Below are 24,005 nucleotides of genomic sequence, written 5' to 3'. Positions count from 1 at the left end.
CCAAGGCCGGACCTACAAGAAGGAATAATAAGGGACTGAATGAATGGTAACAAGGATATTAAAGGGAGTTAAAGCCACAAGGCTTGCTTTCTGTTGTGTAATTTACAGTTTGCTTGCAAGTTGTGAAGAGCACAAACCTGCTGCTACTCTTCCAATACCTACAGTTCCAGTTATTGAAGCAAAAACCTCAACTATCCCCATTTCTAAGCAATATATCGGTATCACTCAATCCATTTCTAGTGTGGATATTAGAGCGCGTGTAGAAGGTTTTCTCATTAAAAAAAATTTTACTGAGGGTAAACTGGTTAAAAAAAACCAGTTAATTTATGTGATTGATCCTGCACCTTTTCAAGCAAAACTTGATTCAGCAAAAGGAGAGCTTGCCAGAAGTATCGCTTCACAAGAATATCAACAAGTGCAGTATGCGCGTATGAAACAGTTGGTTGCGCAAGGCAACGTGTCTAAATCCCAATATGACGAGGTTATGGCACGCTATCACGAAGCTATGGCACAGGTTGATGTGAATAAAGCGCAGCTTGAGACAGCAAAAATCAACTTAGGTTATTGCTATATGTATTCACCGGATGACGGTCTTATCAGCCATCGATATGTCGATGTCGGTAATCTCGTAGGTGGTGCAGAGCAAACGTTATTGGCTAACGTGGTTAAATTAGACCCCATCTATATTGAATTCAGCCCGAGTATTGATGATTTTGACGAAATAATAAAATATCGAGCACACATGCCTTTTCATGCTGAAGCGACTTTGCCTCATGGTAAGAATGTAACGCTTAAAGGCCGTGTCGATTTTGTGAATAACGCTGCGGATACTCCTACATCGACCATATTAATGCGCGCTACTCTAGAGAATCCCGAAAAGTTAATTCGTCCAGGTATTTACATGAATGTCAACGTCATCTTGACTAAGAATGGCGAAGGCATTCTTTTGCCTGGCGAAGCTATTCTTGAAACACAAGGAAAGCGCTCAGTATACACTGTCAATAAAGAAAACAAAGTGGTGAGTAAGGCGATTACTGTTTCAGGGCAATACGGCAATCAATACATCATAAAATCAGGTTTACAAGTGGGTGAACTCGTTATTACCAGCGGGTTGCAAAAAATAAAACCAGGCCAAGAAGTAAAAATAGCTAAATCAGGTAAGTAGGGGCGTTATTATGCTCAAATTTTTTATTCATCGTCCCATTTTTGCTATGGTCATAGCGATTATCATGGTATTAGTGGGGGGGATTAGCCTGCTTATTTTACCGGTTGGTCAATTTCCTTCAATTGTCCCCCCACAAGTGCAAGTAAGTTCTCAATACATCGGTGCGAGTTCGGATGTAGTGGCTAAAACAGTAACAACACCACTTGAGCGAAATATTAATGGGGTAGAGGGCATGATTTACATGTCTTCAGCAAGTACTAACAGCGGAAATTCCATTATTACCATTACCTTTAATGTTGGTTACGATGTTGATATTGGCGCTGTTGATGTTTTAACCAGGACAAATTTAGCAAACCCCCTGCTTCCCCCCGATGTGATTCAGGCAGGGATCAATATTCAAAAAGTATCGACTGCGATGGTGTTGGTCGTTAATTTAGTTTCGTCAAATCCCGACCATGATGAAGCTTTTTTGAGTAATTATGCCGATATTAATATTACGCCGGCACTTAGCCGTATTTCTGGTGTGAGTAACGTAAATAATTTTGGTTTATTACAATATTCTATTCGTATTTGGCTTGATCCGAATAAAATGACTTCTATGAGTGTCTCGCCACAAGAAGTGGTCAACGCAGTTAAAGAGCAAAATCAGCAGGCTGCGGTGGGAGTAATAGGGCAGCCCCCAGTCCCTGAATCGACTAGTTTTCAATATCAACTAAACACTTTAGGGCAGCTGACTGAAGCAGAGCAATTCGCAGATATTATTGTCAAAACACAGGAAAATGGACAAATTGTTCGAGTTCGTGATTTAGGTCGGGTTGAAATGGGGGCACAAACTTATTCGACCACCTCAGAGTTTAATGGGGGACCAACAGCGAGCTTAGGGGTTTATCAGTTACCTGGCGCTAATGCTATGCAATTGGCTAAGAATATCCGTCAAACGATGGAAAAAATGAAGGAGAATTTCCCGGATGGCATGAATTATACCATTGCCTATGATACAACCAATTTCGTAAGAGCCTCACTCAAAGATGTGGTGGTAACGCTTTTTGAAGCTATCGCTTTGGTTTTTATTGTTGTTTTTGTTTTTTTACAGAATTGGCGAACTACTTTAATTCCTTGTATCGCTATTCCTGTGTCACTGATAGGTACTTTTGCTTTATTCTCAGTGTTTGGTTTTTCAATTAATACCTTAAGCTTGTTAGGTTTAGTATTGGCAATTGGTCTAGTGGTCGATGATGCCATTGTTGTCGTGGAAAATGTTGAGAAAAAATTAGAGCAAAATATCACCGATGTGAAAGAAGCAACCTTGGAGGCAACCAAGGAAGTTCAAGGACCGATTATAGCAACCACTCTGATTTTGTTGGCCGTGTTTGTTCCCGTGGCATTTATACCTGGGATGACTGGAAGGCTATATAATCAGTTTGCCCTAGCCATCGCCTTCTCAGTAGCTCTTTCTGGTATTAATTCATTAACCTTAAGTCCTGCACTGTGCGGTATCTTATTAAAGCCTAAAAAAGAAAGTAAATTTATCCTATTCCGTTGGTTTGAAATGGGCTATGAAAAATTATTAGCCGGCTATAAAGTAGGGGTGGTCCATTGTCTGCGTTTTCGCAAGCTTGTTATACTTATTTTTCTTCTCTTAGCCGTGGCAACCGTATATGTGTTCTACTATTTACCTACTGATTTTTTGCCAGAAGAGGATCAAGGTTATTTCATTGTTGTCGTCAAAGAGCCCAACGCTTCATCGCTTTACCGCACGCAAAAGACAATGAAAAAAGTACTCCAAATTTTAAAAAATACTGCAGGGGTATCCGATGTTATTAGTATCGATGGGTACAATATTATCGACGCCATAAATCAGCCTGACACTGGTGTATTGTATGTCGTGTTAAAGCCCTGGGATGAACGGAAAACGCCCGAACTGAATGTGCAGGGTATTATGAAAACGGTGCAAAAACAATTTTCCCAAATGGACGAAGCGATTATTGGTGCTTTAAATGCGCCGGCTATTCAGGGCTTGGGGACTGTCAGCGGTTTCCAATTAGAAATAGAAGATATTGCTAATCTGGGGATAGAAACTTTAGCGGATGCAACGAATAAATTTGTCGAGGAGGCTAATAAAGCACCGGAGCTCCATGGGGTATTCTCCGATCTCACTACTGAGGTGCCCCAGTTTTATTTGGATGTTGATAGAACCAAAGCAAAGGCGCTGAATGTACCAATTAACAATGTGTTAACAACACTGCAAACTTATTTAGGCTCTTTTTATGTTAATAACTTTACCAAATATGGCCAAACTTACCGCGTGATGATCCAAGCAGAGGGTGTTAACCGGTATCAAATGGATGATATCAATAAACTCTATGTTAAAAGCAGTACAGGCCAGATGGTGCCTCTGAGTGCTTTGGTAAAAATAGAATCAACTATGGGCCCCTATAATATTCCTCGATATAACCTGTATACTGCAGCAAATATTACTGGTGCGCCGGCGCCAGGTTATAGTTCAGGGCAAGCATTAACTGCTATCGAAAAAATAGCAAAAAGAACTTTGCCCAAAGGAATCAGCTTCGAATGGACAGGGATTACTTATCAACAATTATTGGCGGGTAATCTTGCTTCGGTGATTTTTGTGCTTTGCCTGGTGTTTGTGTTTCTTTTTCTGGCTGCACTTTATGAAAGCTGGTCCATGCCTTTTATGATTTTACTTGCTGTACCTTTGGCTCTCCTGGGAGCAGGTCTAGCTTTAACTTTGCGTTCTTTGGCCTTAGACATTTATGCGCAAATTGGTTTAGTGCTGTTGATTGGCTTAGCAGCAAAAAATGCTATTCTTATTGTTGAATTTGCAAAGGATAGGAGAGATCAGGGAGTTCCTATTGTGGATGCTGCCCTTGAAGCAGCATGTTTGCGATTGCGTCCCATTCTGATGACTGCTTTTGCTTTTATTTTAGGAGTCCTTCCTTTAGCCATAGCCACTGGTGCCGGTGCCGCAAGCCGGCATTCCATTGGCACAACGGTGATGGGCGGAATGATGGTTGCTACTTTTCTGAGTTTATTTGTTGTTCCTGTATTTTATGTGATGATTGAAACAGCAAGAGAAAAAAGAATACATAAAAATAAAGATCTAAAAAGGAAAGAGTTATGACCATTGGTTACGATGATTTTGCAAAAGTTGATTTACGATCTGGCACTGTTGTAAAGGTTGAACCTTTTCCAAAAGCTAAAAAGCCGGCTTATAAAGTCTGGGTAGATTTTGGGTCTGAAATTGGTATCCTACAGACTTCTGCTCAAGTTACCGCACACTATACGCCAGAATCTTTATTAGGTCGTACAGTGGTGGGTTGTGTCAATTTAGGTGAAAAAAATATTGCCGGATTTAAATCACAATTTCTTCTCGTTGGTTTTTCTGATGAAACAGGAGCAATTTGTTTAATTGGTACAGAGTTTAAAGTACCAAATGGTCAAAAACTACATTAGCTTCTCAACTCTTTTAATCTATCGTATCTTAATCATTTAGCAATTAGTATTAACCTAAGATTGGGAATCTAAAATGAAAATTATTGTTATTGGTGCTTCTGGAACAATAGGAAGGGCGGTTGTTAAAGAATTACAACCACGCCATGAGATTATAAAAGCTGGCTCTAGCTCTGGTGATGTAACCGTTGATATCCGAGATAAACATTCAATTGAAACTATGTTTAAAACAGTGGATAAGGTTGATGCCGTCATAATGACAACCGGAAAAGTGCATTTTGGTGATTTTATGCAGATGCATGAGCAAGAGTATACCCTTGGATTGCAGGATAAACTCATGGGACAAATTAATACGGTATTAATTGGTAGAAATTACCTTAATGAAGGAGGGTCTTTTACTTTAACCAGTGGTATTTTGTGCGAAGATCCTATTCGTTATGGTAGCTCGGCATCGATGGTTAATGGAGCCCTAAATTCTTTTGTTGTTGCTGCGGCTATTGAAATGCCAAAAAAACAGCGTATTAATTGTATTTGCCCAACTGTGGTTACTGAGGCGATGGATAGTTATGGCGATTATTTTAGGGGATTTGTTTCTGTTGAAGCGGAGCGAGTAGCTCTTGCTTATAGTAAGAGTGTGGAGGGGTTACAGACAGGAATGGTATATCGCGTTTTGTAAGAAGCCTTAACCTTTTCAACGAGCTTGAGAAATCAAAGATGAAAATACAGTAATTGCCTTCGTTGTGCTATCAAGGATTTTTGACTATATTTATCCCATCTTATCTCCCGTGGGATCTAGAAATCTTGCTCTGGGTATTAGATTCTTAGATCCAGCGGGAGGTAAGGGAGTAGCAGCATTGTAAAGTAAGCAGGATTGACATATTACGCTTGCGGTGTATTACGATCAGGGAAGATATCTTTAAATCGAAGTTGTTTATTAATTTCCATAGCTACATCTCGACGTTTAGAAAATCCACCGAGTTTATAGATTAAAATAGGGACAGTGAAACTGATGAAGCCCATCACGAATGCAATTTTATAAGTCGGGTCTTTGTTTAATAACAAAAATATTAAGCACAAAGACATTAAGATAATCGCAGCAATTCCAGTATAGGGAGAGCCTGGAGTTTTATAACTCAGATCATTGGTTGTATAACCCGCTTGATATAAACGTTTGCGGAAATTAATTTGTGCCCAGCAAAGAGAAATCCAAGCGATTGCACCAGTAAAACCAGAAACAAGCAGTAAAGCAATGTAGAGCATGGATTGCCCAAAGAAATAGCCGGCAGCGAGTAATACCCAAATTGAAATGAGTGTCACAATGCCTGCGTTTTGTGGCACGGCATTACGATTAAGCTTCCCTAATTTATGCGGGGCCATACCATTGCGAGCGAGGGCATTTAAGGATCTGACAATACCATAGACGCCTGAATTTGAACAAGATAGGGTAGCTGTAAGTGTGACAAAACTGGTTGCTGCACCTGCCCAGTGTAGGCCATAAAAATTAAGTGCGTCTGAAAAAACTGAGTTAGCAAGACTGGCTTTTTGCCAAGGAAAAATTAACACCAAACAAAATACAGGAATGATATAGATAAACAAAATTCTGAAGGTTACAGTACGGATTGCTCGAGGAATCATTCTCCCAGGGTTAATTGATTCTCCTGCTGCAAGGCCAATAATTTCTGACCCCTGATAATTAACCAGCAGAAGAACCATGGCTGTCAGCAAGGCCATTCCGCCATTAGGGAACAATCCTCCTTGATCAAAGATGAAACGTCCACCGATAATACCAGCGGGTTGTGGGCCGTGGATCAAACCAAAGAAGATAAGCACTGAAAGGGCAACAAATCCCATTAACGCGATTATTTTTATGATTGCTAGCCAGAATTCAATCTCACCAAAGGTACCGACTTTGGCAATATTGATGTAAGTTATGAGCAGCCCAAAACACACGGCCCAAACATAGCCGTTAACGCCTGTAAAATGCTGCATAATGATACCGCCTGCAATACATTCGGCAGGGATATAAGCGACCCAGCTTATCCAATAAGACCAGCCCACTCCGCAAGCGACAACTGGGGAAATAAAATCAGCAGTATAAGTGATAAAAGAGCCTGAAATAGGAATTGCTACGGCTAATTCGCCCATGCATAACATAGTCAAATAAATAATTAAACCGCCAAGTATGTAGGCAATAAAAACAGAAGGGCCAACGTCATTCACAACTGCCCCAGTCCCTAGAAAATAGCCTGAGCCAATAATTCCGCCTAAAGCAATTAATTGCACATGACGATCTTTTAAGCCGCGTCTAAAACCGCCATCATTGATCGGTGCATTACTCTTTTTTTGCTGATTAATCACTAACTGTTTAATCCCCCAAAAAATAAAACAAAGATCGGCCTACGAAATTGTACAATAATTTTGTACTTTGTCCATATTTTTTTATGGAATAGGGCAATAAAAAAAAGAGATTTTTATAAGAAAAAAGCGTAGAAGGCAAGATTTTTTTTAAGAGATATTCTATTTACTTACAATTTACTCAGAGAAACCCTTTTTTGGGGCTCTTTATACAGGGAAAATCAATTAAAATTAAGTATATTTTTTTAGTTTTTGCTACAGTTTATTTTTTAATTGTCCAAAATTAATTTATTATGGAAATAATTAGTACTAATACTGCACTAGGTAATTATCGATCTCGGCGAGTTATGGAAAAGATAGGGTTAACTCGTCAAGAAAAAGACGACTTCGATAATCCCAGATTAACTTTGGACCATCCATTATCAAAACATGTCTTATATCGTTTGACACAAATACAATGGCGCGCTAGGCAAAAAGAGAATCGTTAACTGAGCGGCCGCAACTTAGTTTATTTTTCCTTGTCTTTTTTTAAAGTATCATGATAATTTCTGTTGGCTCCTGCTAATTTAGGGATCAAAATGTTTGAGTGTAATATCATAAGTATCTATGGTGAACAGGGAAAAAAATGGCTGGCAGAACTTCCTAATCTTAGCCAAGAGTTAGCGGATTTGTGGCAATTGAACGGGCTTAAGCCCATGCCTAATCTTTCCTATAGTTATGTGCTTGCCGGGTTGCAAAAAGAAAAACCCATTATTTTAAAATTGAGTTTAGATGCAGTCGCTTTGAGCAAAGAAGCAAAAACTTTAAGAGCGTTTAACTCAGGGAATGTGGTCGAGGTTTTAGCAGAAACAAAAGGCGCTTTACTTCTGCAACGAGCTGTTCCCGGATACTCTTTAAAAAGTTATTGGCCGAATCAAGAGAAAGAGTCGGTTGAAATTGCTTGCCTGCTAATAAGTCAATTGGTTCAAGCCCCGTTACCTGAAAAAGAAGTATTCCCTTCGATTAACCACTGGCTTTCAATTTTAGACAAAGATTGGGATATTCCTGAGCTTTATCTGCAAAGGAGCAGGGAGTTGAGGGATTATCTGCTTAAAACGGGCGGCGAAGCACGCTTACTTCATGGCGATCTGCATCACGATAACATCCTGAAAAATGGAGAGAATTGGTTGGCGATAGATCCCAAGGGCATCGTAGGTGAGCTCAGCTATGAAGTAGCGGCCTTTATTCGCAATCCTATACCTGAATTGCTTGAATCGGAAACAGTATGGCGTATTATAGACGACCGAATTATTCGTTTTGCCTTTTTTCTTAAATTAGATCCAAAGCGGATTCGCCAATGGTGTTTTGTACAGGCAGTGCTGGCTTGGTGCTGGAGTATAGAGGATGGTTTAGATACGAGTTATTTCCGAAAAATAACAGAAATTTTTGCTGAATCGGTTTTTTAAAGAGGCAGAGGTTAGGACAACTTAACCTAATTATCAATTAACAGGGATAGGATCTATCGATGAAAATTTCAGATGTTAAAAGAGCGCTTATACAATATGAAGCTAATGTTAGTGGAGCTCGTGGTTACTGGAAAGAAAGCCATATGCAACAATTAGAAAATTTTTATATTAAAATCAATGGGAATGTGGGGGCTGTTACTGAAGATAGAAAGTTAAAACCCGAAGAATACCTAGAAGTAGCTAAAATTATCCACGGAAAAAAGACTTGGTCAACTCGTCCAAGTAGTATCGCTTTAGGGGCATTAGCGAATATATTAGGTGGTAGACAAGCAGTGAACCACTTTAAAGAAAAGCTAGAAAATCAGCTAACTGGAATTAACCTAGGCCTTTTGGAGCTATATACTGCTCCGGAGGAAGGCACTGCTTCGGAGGAAACCACTGCTCCTGAAAAAAATAAAGAAAAGTCATCATTGAAAGATGAAGCTCACGGTTATCTGTTAGCTCAACTCCTGGATATCTTGAGTCCCATCGCTCCTTCACATGCCCCCGTGAATTTTTTAGGTGACATATGCGAACAAGCTGGTAAACAAACACTAACCGATAAATTAGGCTTTATCCAAAAATTAGTCGATGCCAAAATTTTTGAAAAATCAGCTTATTTGTTAGTACTTAAAAGCAAGAATGCACAGCTAATCACCGATCTTTTAATCTTGCTTAGTAAAAATGGCTTATGTAATGAAATTAACCTGGACAAATTGGAGAGTCTAGATATACAAGATGCTGGTATTGCAAGTTCATTGGAAGAAAAAAAACTGGTTTTATTAAAGAAAATTTTATTATTTTTTACCGCCGATCCTTCGTTGATGATGCAGACGACTCTAACAACTCTTTTCAAACATGATGAGCTTTGGTCTGAGTTGAGAGAACTTGTGGAAGGCTTACATTCAGCAGAATACTTAACCTCTTCGCTCATGACTGAACTTTTTGCACATCCTGAGGCAATAGGAAGAGCTAAAGAAATTAGCCGCATAATCGCTCATTTCCAGAAAGCTGATTGGAAGCTCGAGCATTATTGGATGGCTATTTTAAAAACCAATGACGGTTCCAATGTCGAATCAGCGACTTCTAAACTATGTCAATTAGCCCTTAATCCAGCTCAAGCTGTACTCGTATTAAACAGGTTATTTGCTGCTCCTCAATACGGTGAAAATATTGTAGAGGGTGTTGAGACCTTAGCCCGTATTTCTCCTGTTGACGAAGAAGATTTTCTGGTAATTGATGAGGAAGATTTGCTGGCAGTGCTTGGAGTGCAAAAGGATGCTCATGCGTTGGCTGAAGGAATCGTTGCAGCAAGAAAATCACCTAATTACGATGGTCAGGTTAGAAATTTCATTTCTCAAAAACCTGCTTATGCTTTGGGATTAGCCTCTGTTTATAGGTTATTGGATTTAGCAGAACTCAATACCGCGGAAATTAGAGAATTAGTACTTTCTCGGAGCTCGGATGCATCGCTGGCTTCTTTAATTTTACAACGCATGAATGATAATAATCTTTTCAATAGAGGTTGCCCCGAAAGCTTTAAAAATTTGAAACGCTTATATGATAATAAGCTAATCAGCCTCGGATTTTCTAAGCTTCAAACCCTTTTACAAGAGGCCAATTTATTTAATCAGCCTAATTTTGAAGTTTTATGTACGAAGGCCAAACATTGTAAAGAACTTGCTGAGGCATGTAGTGTATTAGCCGCATTTGGGAAAGGGAAACTCACGCAGAATAACTTAGAATTGCTCTTTGAAAATGCTGCTGATGCTAAAACTACCGCTGCAATACTTTGTGGACAGGAGCCACAACCAAAGCAATTAAAACATGCAGATCATAGGGATGTATTTTTTTCATCTAACTCTTATCCCGCCAGTGGGATGGCTCAAGAGGAGGTTTCGGATGAGAAGAGTGATAGTTCTGGGTATTCAGATGAAGAATCGGATGAGTCAGATGAGGAAACAAGTCCCAAAGCCACAAAGGAAACATCAAGTTCATGGTCCTTAGGTGGCTTCATCAGCAGTTTGGTTAGTGATGGTACTCAATCGGATTCAGAAGAAGATGACGATGAAGAGCAGCAGAAGAAAAGTGCAATAGTATGTAATCCCTAACAGATGACAGCGCAGCAAACAAGGATCACGAAAAACTCGTGAGCTCACGCACGAGTTTTTCCACTTAATAATTAATCGAGCTCATATCCTGATAACGTGCACCTGAGGCAAATCCTTTGGGCGCTAGGTTATTGATTGTTTCAAGTTCTTCTGGTGAAAGTTTGATTTCAGTGGCCGCTATATTTTCTTTAAGGCGCCTGCATAATTTTGTTCCTGGAATAGGTATAATATCTTCTCCTTGCGCGAGCAGCCATGCTAAAGCAAGTTGAGCGGTTGTAATCCCTTTTTTCAGTGCTAGTCGTTCAAGATCATCAACCATTGCCAGATTTTTATAGAAATTTGCATTTTGGAAACGCGGTAAATAAAGTCGATAATCGTCCTCGGCAAAATCCTCAGGTTGTTTGAAGCGACCAGTTAGAAACCCTCGCCCAAGGGGGCTATAGGCTACAAAGCCAATATTCAATTCCCTGACCGTTTCTAAAATCTCATCTTCTGGATCTCGACTCCAGAGCGAGTATTCTGTTTGTAACGCGGTCAGAGGATGAACTTGATGCGCGCGACGAATTGTTTCTGGTTTTGCCTCAGACATTCCTAGATAACGAACCTTCCCCATGGTGACGAGTTCAGCCATTGCACCAATGGTTTCTTCAATAGGAACTTTAGGATCGACACGGTGCTGATAATATAAATCGATTTCTGAAATACCTAAACGTTTTAATGAGGCATTACATGATTGGTATACATATTCAGGGCGGCCATTAATTGCAATAAATTGGCCATCAACAGCCCGCTCGTTGCCAAACTTGGTCGCGACTATTACTTTGTCGCGATAATTTTTAATCGCGTTTCCGATTAATTGCTCGTTAGTGAAGGGGCCATACATATCGGCTGTGTCAAGAAAATTCACGCCATTTTCAATCGCGAGTTGGATAGTAGCAATGGATTCTTTTTCGTTGCCTCCTTTATAAAACTCTGACATTCCCATACAGCCTAAACCGATACGAGAAACAACAAGTCCTTGATTCCCTAATCTAACTTGCTTCATTGCTCACTCCATTAGCATCTTAAAATGAGATCTACAAATATCTTGAGTATAAGTCGACTTTGATAATTTTTATAATATTGTATGAGTTTAGGTTTGAGAATCCGAAGATGCTAGAGTAGAGTTTATACAGAAAGGGATTTTTTAGGATGAATTCATGACGCAGTTAAAGGATAAAACAGTTTGGATTACCGGTGCTTCTTCAGGAATTGGTGAAGCCTTAGCCTATGAAATGGCGCGGGAAGGCGCAAAAGTTATCCTGTCGGCCAGACATGAAAAAGAACTTCAGCGCGTTCGTAAAAACTGCGTCCATCCAGAAATACATGTGGTTATTCCCCTTGACCTTGAAAACTATCATGAAGTTGAGAATAAGGCGAACGAAGTCGTAAAACAGCATGGACCTATTGATGTGTTGATTAATAATGGCGGGATTTCCCAACGATACTTAGCCGCCGACGCCTTGTTAAAGGTAGACGAAAAAATTATGCATATTAATTTTTTGGGAACGATTGCATTGACTCGTCCTGTTCTGAAAGGAATGTTAGAGCGAAACAGCGGCCATCTGGTAATCCTCTCCAGCATATTAGGATTCTACGGTATGCAAACCCGTTCTGCTTATAGTGCGAGTAAGCATGCATTAAGGGGTTATTTTGAATCACTACGTAATGAGTTGGCGAAAACCGAAATTAAAATCACGATGGTTTATCCTGGCTATGTAAAGACGCAAATTTCAACCCATGCCTTACTTGGTGATGGTTCTTCTTATGGAAAAATTGATCGCTTTCATCTCAATGCTATTCCGCCCGAAAAATGTGCAGAAAAAATTAGGGGAGCTATTGAACATGAAAAACCAGAACTTATTATTGCTGGCGTAAAGGAGCGCTTTGGTTTGTTAATAATGCGTTTCTTGCCGGCAGTTTTTCGCTTTCTAGCGCCTAGGCTTGAAGTTTAATGAGGTGTAAAGCGATTTGGCGGAGAGAGAGGGATTCGAACCCTCGATACGTTTCCGTATACACACTTTCCAGGCGTGCGCCTTCAACCGCTCGGCCATCTCTCCCATGGCGCGAAAGAATATACTTATACAACCAGGAAATCAAGCCAGTTCTAGCGTGCAAATTCTAAATATACACATATAATTAGATTATCAATCATCAGTATATAATTAGGAATGTCATTATGATTAAGTCTTTACTTTCGGTTTCTTTAATCATGGTGTCTTCGCAACTTCTTGCATTTCCATGCTATTTTACTTTAGCAAAAGACAGTTGCTGGACAAATTATGATGTAAAAGTGGATGTTATCGATGCAACGACTAATCAGACCTTAACTACAGTTGATGTTCCGAAAGGAGCATCTTGGGGAAGACAAACTTTTGATTGTCAGCCTGCCCAAAAATTAATGTATCAAGCTAGTTATCAACCTGTTTTTTGGAAGTCTGATATAGGAAAAGTCTATATGGCTCTTCGCTATTGGTTTTTGCCTGGCGCGATAGCCCCTGGTCAAATTGCTTGGGAAATTCCTGTTTGTTTTGCTGCCGATTTTGCGGCAGTGCCTTTTCCACCTGATGCAGCTGGCAATTGCTATTGTGATTTTAAACAGATTCCGCCAATTCATAAACCATCGCCACAGCAACCTCAACCACAGAAAGCTCAACCTGCTCAATCTAGCCAAAAAGGTTAGTCAGCTCCGTTCATTCGTCATCCTCCAGCTTTTCTGGAGGAGCCCTGCGAGATTCACCGCAGTTTCGTATTGCTACCTCAAACTGGCACAAGCTTAAGGCTTTGTGTATGATGCAAGGCAATGATAAGAAGAATAATAAAGAGGATTGAAATTGGCTAGCTTGAGACATCAAATTGGGCAAATGCTTATCATGGGCTTTACAGGTACTACGATTGATGATCAGAGTCCTGTCGCAAACTGGTTAAGTACTGATGGTTTAGGCGGTGTCTTGCTCTTCGATTACGACTTAGTGAATCAATGTCAAGGGAAAAATTTAGTTGATCAGGCACAAATCAAACAATTAACTCATCAAATAAGCGCTTATGCAAACCAGTTCCCAGCTCCATTTATCGCTATTGATTATGAAGGTGGGGCTGTTGATAGATTGCGCCATATTCCTGGATGTATGACAACTAAAAAACCGATTGAACTCACTATGCTTTCAGAGGCTGCTTTGCAAGCTGAAATAGAGAAAATGGCAGAAACAATCAAAGCACTGGGTTTTAATTTGAATTTTGCACCGCTTGTCGATCTTAACCTATCTCAAGAGCAAGGAATAATTGGCAGACTCGGCCGTAGTTTTTCATCTGAACCGGCCCAAGTAGGACGGCTTGCTAAAAAGTTTGTTGAAATTTTTTCTGAACAGGGTGTCACTTGCTGTTACAAGCATTTTCCTGGTCACGGGAGTGCTATTGGGGATACCCATGAGGGTTTTGTTGATGTGACGGAAACTTTTCAAGCGAATGAGCTTGAACCTTATTCGTTATTGCTAAATCAAACAGAGTTTCCGACAATGGTGATGACGGCCCATGTAATTAATCGTAAGCTGGATGCAAGCGGTTTACCGGCTACTTTATCGAAGCCCATTCTTACGGGGATATTACGAGAAAAATTAGGCTTTGATGGAGTAGTTATTAGTGATGATTTGCAGATGCAGGCAATTTCTAATCATTATTCGCTTGATGAGGCTTTATGCTTGACTATTAATGCCGGTGCGGACATGCTTATTTTTGCTAACCAGTTAGCTCAAATTACAGCGTTTGATGTGATTGATAGAATTGAGGAATTGGTCCACAACCACGCTATCGAGCGTAGTCGTATTGAACAAGCTTATCAAAGAATATTGAAGTTAAAACAAGCTCATTTAGCTTTGGCTTAGGGCTCAGAGGTATACCCACGAAATGAGTATCTAGGGATTTGTATTCATTTTATCCCGTGACTGGGAAGCACGCAAGGCGTGCGTCACGAAGCCTGTCCTGAGTCTCGCAAAGGGAGGGCTTTTTGCGACACTTCGAGACAGCGCTACGCGCTTCCTCAGCCTGAACGGTGTTGCTACGTAGGTTTGGCCAGGGCCCAACCTACGCGTAACTAAACCTTGACTCATGAACGCAGTATGTTAAAATATGCTCTCAATGTTTAAAAATTGAACTGATGGTGATTATGAAAAAAACAAGCTGGTTCCACACAACTATCCAATCTTCTCAGGTAGCGCACTTTTCTTCTCTTTTGTGTTGTTGTTGCTAGTCATTGCTTCGTTTTTATCCTAAACCCCTAATCAATTTTTAAAAGGTATCGCTATGTGCGCACAACAGACCCATCTCAAAAAACGTTGGCTTAGTACTCCGGTTTTATATGCTCTAATGATTTCTCTTGGGATCATTAGTGGTTATTCGGATATTGCTATCTTAAAAACTTTTGGTTTATTTATTTCAGATGTGTTTATTAAAATTTTTAAATGCATTAGCCTGCCGATTATTGCCTTATCCATTATTGTTACCTTATCTAATTATCGTGCAGACGGTGTAATGCGCACCGTGTGGCGGCGTGCGATGAGTTACACTTTAGGCACAACCTTAGTGGCAGCAGCGGTGAGTTGCTTATTGTATCTTCTTATTCATCCGGGAATGATTGAGGTAGTTAAGCAGGGTGCTGTTGAACCGCAAACAAAGCAATTGGGTTATTTCCAGCATGTTGCCAATCTCATTCCTTCTACCATTTTTGAACCTTTTATAGAACATCAAGTCATGGGGGTCCTGCTGATAGGGATTGTTATTGGTATCGCTATCCGTTTTATCCCAGAACCTGCAGCAAGACAAACGATTACTCAGTTTTTTCGGGGGGCACATGGTTTATTTATGGTAATAACTAATTGGGTTATTGCCGTTATTCCAATTGGTCTCTATGGTTTTATTACCTCGACTGTAGTGCAACTGCGAGAGGGCTCCGCTATTAAAGGGATAGGGGAATATTTATTAATTATTGTGCTTGCTAATCTTATCCAAGGTTTAATTATTCTGCCTTTGTGGCTTAAATCGCAGGGGATAAAACCTTTTGCTGCCTTCAAAGGGATGCTCCCTGCCTTGTCGGTTGCTTTTTTTTCCAAATCCTCAGTAGGCACCTTACCCGTGACGATGGAAACAGCAGAGAACAATTTAAAGGTAAAACCAGAGATCAGCCGTTTTGTTTTACCGCTTTGCACAAGCTTAAATATGAATGGTTGTGCCGCGTTTATCTTCACTACCGTCATTTACCTCATGCAAAATCATGGCATTGAAATCTCCGTACCTATGATGGGGTTATGGATCGTTATTGCTACAATCGCTGCCATTGGTAATGCTGGTGTGCCTATGGGATGTTTCTTTCTAAGTGCAAGCTTGTTAGCAAGTATGAATGTACCTATTACTTTAATGGGAATCATTTTACCCTTTTATAGCCTGATAGATATGCTTGAAACTGCTCTTAATGTTTGGTCTGATTCCTGTGTGGCGAAAGTTGTGGATGAGAAAACTTATCAAAATGAGGCGGAATTGGTGCTACAAGTACAAGGGTAATAGCTTACCCTGGTTAGAAAGGGCTCTTCGTGATTGGTATTGGACTACTATTAGAGCTCTCACTATACCCGGGATGAGATAGCTCTACATTAAGAACAATTCTTCACAAATGAAATAGTACATTTGGCTAAGCTTTTCCAAATCAGCCAAAGAAACGCACTCATTGACCTGATGAATCGTTGCATTTACAGGGCCTAACTCCAGCACCTCCACACCATAAGGTGCAATGAATCGGCCATCTGAAGTACCTCCACTCGTGGACAATTCTGGCGTTTGCCCTGTAGTCATTTTAACTGCCTTAATACAGCTTTCTAATAAGCGGCCATGAGCGGTTAAAAAGGGTTCGCCATTAAGCCGCCATTCAATGCTTGGAGAAAGACCATGTCGTTTGAAACAATCCGTGACGACGGCTTTTAATCCTTCTGCAGTTTGTTCTGTTGAAAAGCGAAAATTAAATTGCATTAGCAAAGTTCCAGGAATGATATTCCCGGCATGCCCACCCGCTTGAATATGAGTGATTTGTAAGGAAGTGGGCGGGAAATGTTGATTACCTTGATCCCATTCTATTGCTGCCAACTCTGCTAGGGCTGGGCTGATTTTATGGATGGGATTTTCGGCTAATTGTGGGTAGGCAACATGACCTTGTTTGCCCTCTAAGCTTAATTTTCCAGTTAGCGAACCGCGGCGGCCAATTTTTATTGTATCGCCAAGATACTTACTGCTTGAAGGTTCCCCGACAATACAGAAATCAGGATGAATACCTTGTTTAGCTAATTCGGCCATGACGTAGGGAGTACCTAAATCAAAATCATCTCCCTCTTCACCACTGGTAATAAGAAACCCTATACTTCCTGCAAAATCAGGATGTTTTTGCGTAAAGTCTGCGGCCATTTTCAGCATTGCAGCAAGACTGCCTTTCATGTCAGCAGTACCGCGCCCGTAAAGCATTCCCTCTTTTTCGACTAAGGAAAAAGGAGGCGTTTCCCATCTATTTTTATCACCGACCGGTACGACATCAGTGTGTCCTGCAAAAATCAGCAGCGGTGCCTGATGTCCAAAACGAGCAAAAAAATTAGCAACCGGGGCATTATTAAAACGTTGACAGTCGAATCCATGCTGCTCAAAAAAATCAATCATGAAATCCTGACACCCACAATCATGAGGGGTAATTGATTCGAAACTAATAAGTTTTGCTAGTAGGGAAGAGAGGTCTGTCATTATTTCAGATCTCGTAATAATTCATTAATACTAACCTTAGCTCGGGTTTGGGCATCAACCTGTTTGACAATAACAGCACAATATAAACTATGAGTTCCATCTTCGCTCGGCATGCTTCCTGAAACGACGACCGAACCTGCAGGAATACGACCGTAACTCACTTTACCTGTTAAGCGATTGTAAATTTTGGTACTTTGGCCAAGATAAACGCCCATTGATAAAACAGAATCCCGTTCCACAATGACCCCTTCAACCACTTCTGAACGAGCGCCAATAAAGCAATTGTCTTCAATAATCGTAGGATTTGCTTGTAAAGGCTCAAGAACCCCGCCTATTCCGGCACCGCCAGACAAGTGAACATTTTTACCGATCTGGGCACAGGAGCCAACGGTTGCCCAGGTGTCGACTAATACACCTTCATCAATATAAGCACCGATATTGACATAAGAAGGCATTAAGACCGTATTTTTAGCAATGTAGGCCCCACGGCGAACCATAGCATGAGGGACAACACGGATACCTGTTTTACTGAATTCAGTCGCGCTATAGCCTGAAAATTTAAGGGGTACTTTGTCGTAAAATTGGCAAAAATTAGCATCCATAATTTGATTCGGATACAGTCTAAAAGAAAGTAGGACTGCTTTTTTAAGCCATTGATGCACAATCCATTCATCATTTACTTTCTCAGCAACACGATAGCTGCCCTGATCAAGTCCAGAAAGGACTTCATCCACTGCGGTGATCAGTTCTTTAGGTGCTGTTTCGGGAGATAATTGCTGGCGTTGCTCAAAGCCATTTTCAATAATTGTTTGTAATGAGTTCATAATTTTTACAAGGATAATTTGAATTCCACTTAGTATACTCGTCGCTGTCACTTAGTCAAAAGATTGCAAGACTTGCAGGAACCAAGATAGTAAGTATACTTCTTGTCACTAACTGGAGTAGGTTGGGTCTTGAGCATAGCCCTCAGGCTAAGTCTTTTTTAGCTTATAACTCAATCTGTTGGGCTAACTATCAACCGTTCGGGCTGAGGAGGCCGTTAGGCCGTCTCGAAGTCTCACATCAGATCTAGCAAGGCTTCGAGACGGCCTAACGGCCTCCTCAGCCCGAACGGAATCAGATAAATCCTCTTAGCCTGACGGCTGGATCAAGGCCCAACCTACTCTTAATGACATTTTGATTAGTGGGTTGATTAATGCGTTTGCTGATCACTGGAGCTGCTGGTTTTATTGGTTTTCACTTAACAAAATTACGTTTAGAACGCGGTGATTTTGTCATAGGGATTGATAATCTTAATGATTATTACGATGTTCGTTTAAAATTAGCTCGTCTCGAGCAATTACAAATCTATCCTAATTTCCAATTTTATCAGCAAGATATAAGTGGTTTGCAGCAAATTAATGAAATCTTCGCCAAGCATAAACCCCAGCGGGTGGTAAATTTAGCAGCTCAAGCGGGTGTACGTTATTCCCTCTGTAATCCACAGCTCTATGTTCAATCCAATGTTGTTGGCTTCACTAATATTATTGAAGCTTGCCGTCATCATCAAATTGAGCACTTGGTTTATGCGTCAACGAGCTCGGTTTATGGGGCAAATGGCTCGCAGCCTTATCAAGAAGGGGATTCTGTGAATCATCCCCTGACAATCTATGCGGCTACTAAAAAAGCCAATGAACTTATAGCCCATTCTTATTCACATCTCTACCAATTAGCAACCACAGGTCTGCGTTTTTTTACCGTCTATGGTCCCTGGGGTAGACCTGATATGGCTTTTTTCTCTTTTACTCGCGATATCCTTGCAGGTAAAACGATTAAAGTTTACAACCACGGTCAAATGCAACGGGATTTTACCTACATTGATGATATTGTTGCTGCTGTCTCTTTAGCGATTGATCAAAAAGCAACAGTGAATCCCGAATGGTCGGCTTTAAAACCTGATGCTGGAAGCAGTAATGCGCCTTATCGAATTTATAATCTAGGCTGTGGTAATCCGGTCAATTTATTGGATTATATTCAAGCAATCGAAGAGGCAACAGGTAAAAAAGCAAACAAAGAATTTTTGCCAATGCAGGCAGGGGATGTGCTATCAACTCATGCGGCGACTCAGCGACTGCAAACAGATCTCGGTTATTTACCAACAATTGATTTCCGCGAAGGGGTTGCGCGTTTTGTTAGATGGTATATCAATTTTTACTCTTAGGCTCTCTTTATTCGTCAACATGGTCAATGAAGTATCAATTTGTCATTTCTAATGATATTATCCGTCATTTTAAGTTTGATCTCTTTCGTTAGATGTTATTCGGAGAAATTCAATGCCAGCACAAGTTAAACTTATTATCTCAGGAAATCGACTTTTGGGTAACAAAGGATTGTCATTCCAACTTAATAGTAAGGGAGTTTGTGCTGGCTTAGCTAGTCTTTATATTCAATACTTTTTTGAAGGAAGAGCAGCTGAATTTTTCCGTTTATCTAAATTATTAGCGTCGCCCCCCAATGATTATGAAATTGGTCAAGATGCAAATTTTGATAAGTTTATCCAAGAAGTTGAAATCACTTTTAACCCTAATCGTTATAATAAAAATACTGCTCAGGGTGATATAGAAAAAACAATAACAATTGATGGTGAATTTGTTCAAAATGAATATAACCTTGGCCTTGTTGATAATGAAATTGAATGGGCGAAAATTCTGGAACAAATTCGTAATAATGGACGTGCTTGCTATGTTGGTTCACACAATCATGCGGTGGCTTTAGCTTTTGAAAATGATCAATACGTTCTCTTTGATCCAAACTATGATGAAGATGAAAAAACAGGAGAAAAAGAATTAAAGCTAAATATTAAAACCTTTAATTCTGCTGCAGAAACGATTACAGAATTAACCAGTTGTTTTTCATATAAAAGCAGTGATCTTGGTTTAAATCTGCGTGTATTTGCAAGACCAAATGCCAAGACCAATCATAACTACCCTGATAAATCAAAAATTTGGGCAACTAGACTCAACGATCAGGCTGATTTTAACAGAGCAGTCACCCCCGGTGTTTTACCATTAAATTCGACGATTTTTGCTATTCTTGCAAATGACACGGAGACTTTGCACTATGTATTAGATCAAAATCAAATAAAGCACAAAGAAATTTTGTGCGCAGTGGAATTTCACCGAGATGAAATTGTCTGGAAATATTTCGTTAATCTAATTGATTATGAACAAAAAATAGCTCTCTTAAAATTTACAGCAAACTATGGAACGACTAGTTTGCTGAATAGAATGTTAGTCAATATCGAAAAAACTGTTGAGACTGGTAAAATTTCGGAAGAAGAGTTTAAATTAGCAATAAACAGTACTGATCCCTCGCTGTTTGAGCATGCTGCTTTGTCAAATAACCTTGGCAATGTAGTTGCTGTTTCCCAACTCTATACAAAATACTCGTTGAAACTCGACTCGCTTGGCGTGGCTAAACGATTGTTTAGAGCTATCACCGAAACAGGAAGTGAAGAAGTTTTATCCTTTCTCACAAAAACAACTTCCACCTTAACTATTAGCTACAAACGCGCACTGCTAATGATTAGAGAAGCAGCCTTAAAAGGGAATACTAGTACTTTGCAGTTTTGGTTAAAAACAATAGCGGAGCTAGAAGCAAAATCAGAGGCAGCAGATGAAAGCAAAGACAAACTACCCGTTACAGTCGTGCAAAAGAAAGCGGCGGTTCTAACTCCTAAAATAATGGCCGTAATTACGCCCTATAATTTAAAGGAAATAATAAAATCAGAAATTCCTATTAAACCTGAGCTACTTCATGCGGCTTTAGAAAATCCAAACAGCGATGTTTTTAAAATCGCGGTGCAAAAACAAGACGATAATGAATGGACACGATTTTTAAGGGCGGTTGTTGAGGACCAGCCCCTTGATGAATTTGCTGAATGTACTTCCTTATTTGATGATCATACAGGGATTAGTGCATTTGAAGTCTTAGCGCGCTTCGGCAAATTTACGCACATTCGTAATCATTGGCCCGAAGGTTTAAACGGGCAAGCAAAAGAAAATGCTTTAAAATTTGCTTGTAGAAACAGCAGCTCAGAATTAATTCGCTTTTTAGTTAATATGGGTTGTGAAGTCTCAGAAGAATTTAAAGCCGCAGAATTAAAATTAGCTGCAGCTAATGGAGATAGACAACGAGTTGAAGCAATCTTAGCAACCAAAATCAGTCTGGGCGTGGTTTTTCCAAAAACCGCTAAAGGGAATGGGGTTGAGCTAGAGTTACTTACTCATCTCATTGACTTAAATAAACATCGCTTCATTACAGACGGATGGTTGTCCCTAGATAAAAAACAACAGAAACTCTGCTTAAAAGGGGCGTTGAGGCTTAAAAATTATGAACTTCTTGAAAATATTCTCAATCGATTAGCTCAACTAAATGATAATACTCTTTGCCATCAAACCGTTCTTGAGTATTTTCAAGCTACTTATAAGCATAAACAACCTTCGTATTTAGTGGAGGTAACTCCTCTTATAAAACTGCTTAACAAAGAGGATTTAACAAATATTTGGAGAAGAATAGGCAATCTGAAATTATTTAAAAAAGACCCAGCTAAATATAACGAATTTATTGGGTTTATCGTAAGACATGCCATTTTAAATCATAATTTTGATCTGGCCGAAAGGACTATAGAATGTGTATCTTTATCAAAAGAGCACTGCTATGACTTATTTGTAGAGGCTTCTCGAATTAAGAATCAAAGAGCTCTCGATTTTTTAACGACACACTATGGGTTTCATCTTACTAATCCTACAATTTATAAACGCTTAAATGACGAAGGGCATCTCGATTTACTCGAAATAGCCCTTGGACTAAGTGATCAGCTCCCTAATCGAGAACTTTGTTTTGAATTATTGGCTAATGCCGTTGCAAAACATAATAAAAAAATTGTTTCTCGATTGAGGTCTTTTATTAACGATTATCATCGAGTAACTGCTGCTCCCCTGTTTAAAGCTTTAAGCGAGCAGAATGTAACTGGGGTACAATTATTAATAGCTCAGGGTGCAAGCCTCAATGAAGTGGACTTTCCCGCTAGAATTTTTTCGCTAGCTTTAACAGCCAATTCAGAAGATTTATTTTTAACAGCCTTAAAGAATAAGGAGTTTAAAGCTTATTTTACCGCTACTTTGAGTGAGAAAATTGAAGAGATTTTAGCAAAAGGGCGTCCTAATTTAGTTTATGCCCTCGCTCTCAAGATCCAGATAGGGAATTATTATGAGCAATTTATGGCATATGCAATTCAACATAATGATACCCGATTATTCCAGATTTTGCGGCAGATGGATCAATATACTGTTCAGGATAAAACTCAATTGTTTCTTAAAGCCTGCGTCCATCAAAGTATCGATATAACGAATGAGATTTTACGAGATCCCATTGATTTGGATGATGTTGATAGAGAAGAAGAGTTTGCAAAAATATTAGCACAAGAACTTCCCTTTAAAAAAACAATGCAGCATATGGCTTTAGGCGCGTTATTTGGTCATCGATCAGCTCATGAAATTTATGATCTAGTCTATAAAAATGCTTTAAATCGGCTTTATCTTTATGTAAAAGAACATAATTTTCCGAGCGCTTTATCTTCAATTTATCGTTCTGTGGATGAGTTAATTTTTGATCCCGGATTGATGTCTAAGTCTCAATTAAGAGAGGGATTAATTATTCGCGCGCTTGGTGAAGGTAATACCACAGTCTTAACTAAATTAATACAAAGCGAAAGACCTCCTTTATCAGACGGTGGACTTCAATTATTTACCAATTATATCGATCAACCTCTAGTTAGAAAAATATTGCTTGAACATTATAATTTGGTCGATGTAATCACAGCAGCAATTGATGATAAAGAATGGCAAACAGTTTTAGCTTTAATCATTGATCTAAAACAAGATAAGTTAGATGAGGAACTACTCTCTACACTTTCTGAATTTGACACAGAATTGATGGACGCTTTAGCCATTCATGCAAAAAGAGAATTAGCTAGTGATCCACGCCATAAACTTAATGCGTTATTAGTTTCTGAAAGTACTGAAGTTCTTGCTGCTGTTTTGCAGAATAAAAAAACCGAAATTGGCTCATTAATCATGTCGATCCAAGAACAAATGGTTGATGAAGACGTTGATCTAAAACGACATTTCTATGAATTTGATCGTTACAACCAGTTCGTTAAAGAACAAGAAGCTTTAGAAGCAATCAGACCTAGAGTAACAGACTTTTTCTCAAAAAAACTGCCTTTCGAAATGATCTTGGATGATTATGATTTAAGTACTGAAATTAGAGAAATAAAAGTGCTTATTGAAAAGAATAATTTAGTGCCTGGCTATTTTGAGGAAAGAGATAGTCTTGTCGAAATATTTGATGAGCTAGATAGAGTCGATGAAGAAGCTCGTAAACGTTTAGAAGATGAAAAGCGTAGGGAAGAAGCAGAGCGCATGCGTCTAGAACAAGAGAAAGAAGTTAAGCGCTTAGAGGATGAAAAGCGTCAGGAGCAAGAGCGTCAGCGCATGGAAGATGAAGAGCGTCAAGAAGAGGAACGCAAGCGTCAGGAGCAAGAGCGTCAGCGCTTGGAAGATGAAG

The 24,005-nt window shown here is 39.7% G+C and carries 16 protein-coding genes and 1 tRNA gene; 12 read left to right on the top strand and 5 right to left on the bottom strand.

Translation table 11 applies throughout. The features are described from left to right. The first annotated feature begins 43 nt into the window (after window positions 1-43). From Lnau_RS00085 to Lnau_RS00070, 4 genes are all read left to right on the top strand, one after another. Window positions 44-1,165 carry an efflux RND transporter periplasmic adaptor subunit gene (locus Lnau_RS00085; RefSeq protein ID WP_058503110.1) on the top strand — a complete coding sequence of 374 codons (1,122 nt, stop codon included), beginning with the start codon at window positions 44-46 and terminating at the stop codon, window positions 1,163-1,165. A 10-nt stretch (window positions 1,166-1,175) separates the two neighbouring features. Further along, complete coding sequence (locus Lnau_RS00080) at window positions 1,176-4,307, top strand: efflux RND transporter permease subunit (protein ID WP_058503109.1); 3,132 nt, start codon at window positions 1,176-1,178, stop codon at window positions 4,305-4,307. Then, complete coding sequence (locus Lnau_RS00075) at window positions 4,304-4,639, top strand: tRNA-binding protein (RefSeq protein ID WP_058503108.1); 336 nt, start codon at window positions 4,304-4,306, stop codon at window positions 4,637-4,639. Before Lnau_RS00080 ends, Lnau_RS00075 begins: the two co-directional genes overlap by 4 nt. A 73-nt stretch (window positions 4,640-4,712) precedes the next feature. Then, window positions 4,713-5,312, top strand: coding sequence for a short chain dehydrogenase (locus tag Lnau_RS00070; RefSeq protein WP_058503107.1), 600 nt, complete (start codon window positions 4,713-4,715; stop codon window positions 5,310-5,312). A gap of 203 nt (window positions 5,313-5,515) precedes the next feature. Here the strand turns inward: Lnau_RS00070 and Lnau_RS00065 are convergent, their stop codons facing one another. Next, entirely contained in the window at window positions 5,516-6,994 is a 1,479-nt protein-coding gene (locus Lnau_RS00065) for an amino acid permease (RefSeq protein WP_133134839.1), read from the bottom strand. Window positions 6,995-7,569: 575 nt separating this feature from the next. Here Lnau_RS00065 and Lnau_RS00060 point away from each other — a divergent pair. Both Lnau_RS00060 and Lnau_RS00055 read left to right on the top strand, forming a co-directional pair. Next, entirely contained in the window at window positions 7,570-8,436 is an 867-nt protein-coding gene (locus Lnau_RS00060; protein WP_238585890.1) for an aminoglycoside phosphotransferase family protein, read from the top strand. A gap of 59 nt (window positions 8,437-8,495) precedes the next feature. Next, entirely contained in the window at window positions 8,496-10,586 is a 2,091-nt protein-coding gene (locus Lnau_RS00055) for a hypothetical protein (protein WP_058503105.1), read from the top strand. Between the two features lie 64 nt (window positions 10,587-10,650). Here the strand turns inward: Lnau_RS00055 and Lnau_RS00050 are convergent, their stop codons facing one another. Further along, window positions 10,651-11,631 carry an aldo/keto reductase gene (locus Lnau_RS00050; RefSeq protein ID WP_058503104.1) on the bottom strand — a complete coding sequence of 327 codons (981 nt, stop codon included), beginning with the start codon at window positions 11,629-11,631 and terminating at the stop codon, window positions 10,651-10,653. 154 nt (window positions 11,632-11,785) lie between these two features. Between Lnau_RS00050 and Lnau_RS00045 the strand changes: the two genes are divergently transcribed. Beyond that, complete coding sequence (locus Lnau_RS00045) at window positions 11,786-12,580, top strand: SDR family oxidoreductase (protein WP_058503103.1); 795 nt, start codon at window positions 11,786-11,788, stop codon at window positions 12,578-12,580. Window positions 12,581-12,597: 17 nt separating this feature from the next. Here the strand turns inward: Lnau_RS00045 and Lnau_RS00040 are convergent. After that, window positions 12,598-12,685, bottom strand: a tRNA-Ser gene (locus Lnau_RS00040). Between the two features lie 119 nt (window positions 12,686-12,804). On the opposite strand from Lnau_RS00040, the gene Lnau_RS00035 reads away from it, so the two are divergent. From Lnau_RS00035 to Lnau_RS00025, 3 genes are all read left to right on the top strand, one after another. Continuing rightward, a complete protein-coding gene (locus Lnau_RS00035; RefSeq protein WP_058503102.1) occupies window positions 12,805-13,308 on the top strand; it encodes a hypothetical protein in 504 nt (167 codons plus the stop codon). Between the two features lie 151 nt (window positions 13,309-13,459). Beyond that, window positions 13,460-14,506, top strand: a complete 1,047-nt coding sequence (locus Lnau_RS00030) for a glycoside hydrolase family 3 protein (protein ID WP_058503101.1) — start codon at window positions 13,460-13,462, stop codon at window positions 14,504-14,506. A 418-nt stretch (window positions 14,507-14,924) separates the two neighbouring features. Then, window positions 14,925-16,178 (top strand): dicarboxylate/amino acid:cation symporter, encoded by a 1,254-nt coding sequence (locus Lnau_RS00025; protein ID WP_058503100.1) that lies wholly within the window; start codon window positions 14,925-14,927, stop codon window positions 16,176-16,178. An 84-nt stretch (window positions 16,179-16,262) separates the two neighbouring features. On the opposite strand, the gene dapE is transcribed toward Lnau_RS00025, so the two are convergent. Next, the gene (dapE, locus tag Lnau_RS00020) at window positions 16,263-17,396 is read right to left on the bottom strand and encodes a succinyl-diaminopimelate desuccinylase (RefSeq protein ID WP_058503099.1); all 1,134 of its coding nucleotides are present in this window, start codon (window positions 17,394-17,396) and stop codon (window positions 16,263-16,265) included. Next, window positions 17,396-18,220: a 2,3,4,5-tetrahydropyridine-2,6-dicarboxylate N-succinyltransferase gene (gene dapD / locus Lnau_RS00015; protein WP_058503098.1), complete on the bottom strand. Its 825-nt coding sequence runs from the start codon at window positions 18,218-18,220 to the stop codon at window positions 17,396-17,398. The genes dapE and dapD overlap by 1 nt, the downstream gene beginning before the upstream one ends. A 371-nt stretch (window positions 18,221-18,591) precedes the next feature. Between dapD and Lnau_RS00010 the strand changes: the two genes are divergently transcribed. Further along, window positions 18,592-19,596, top strand: a complete 1,005-nt coding sequence (locus Lnau_RS00010) for an NAD-dependent epimerase (protein WP_058503097.1) — start codon at window positions 18,592-18,594, stop codon at window positions 19,594-19,596. A 112-nt stretch (window positions 19,597-19,708) separates the two neighbouring features. Continuing rightward, window positions 19,709-24,005 (top strand): hypothetical protein (locus Lnau_RS00005; protein ID WP_193786791.1); only part of this gene is annotated, 4,297 nt, incomplete at its 3' end.

It is taken from the genome of Legionella nautarum, from assembly GCF_001467895.1.
GTDB lineage: Bacteria > Pseudomonadota > Gammaproteobacteria > Legionellales > Legionellaceae > Tatlockia > Tatlockia nautarum.
This window is presented reverse-complemented; position numbering and strand designations above follow the sequence as displayed.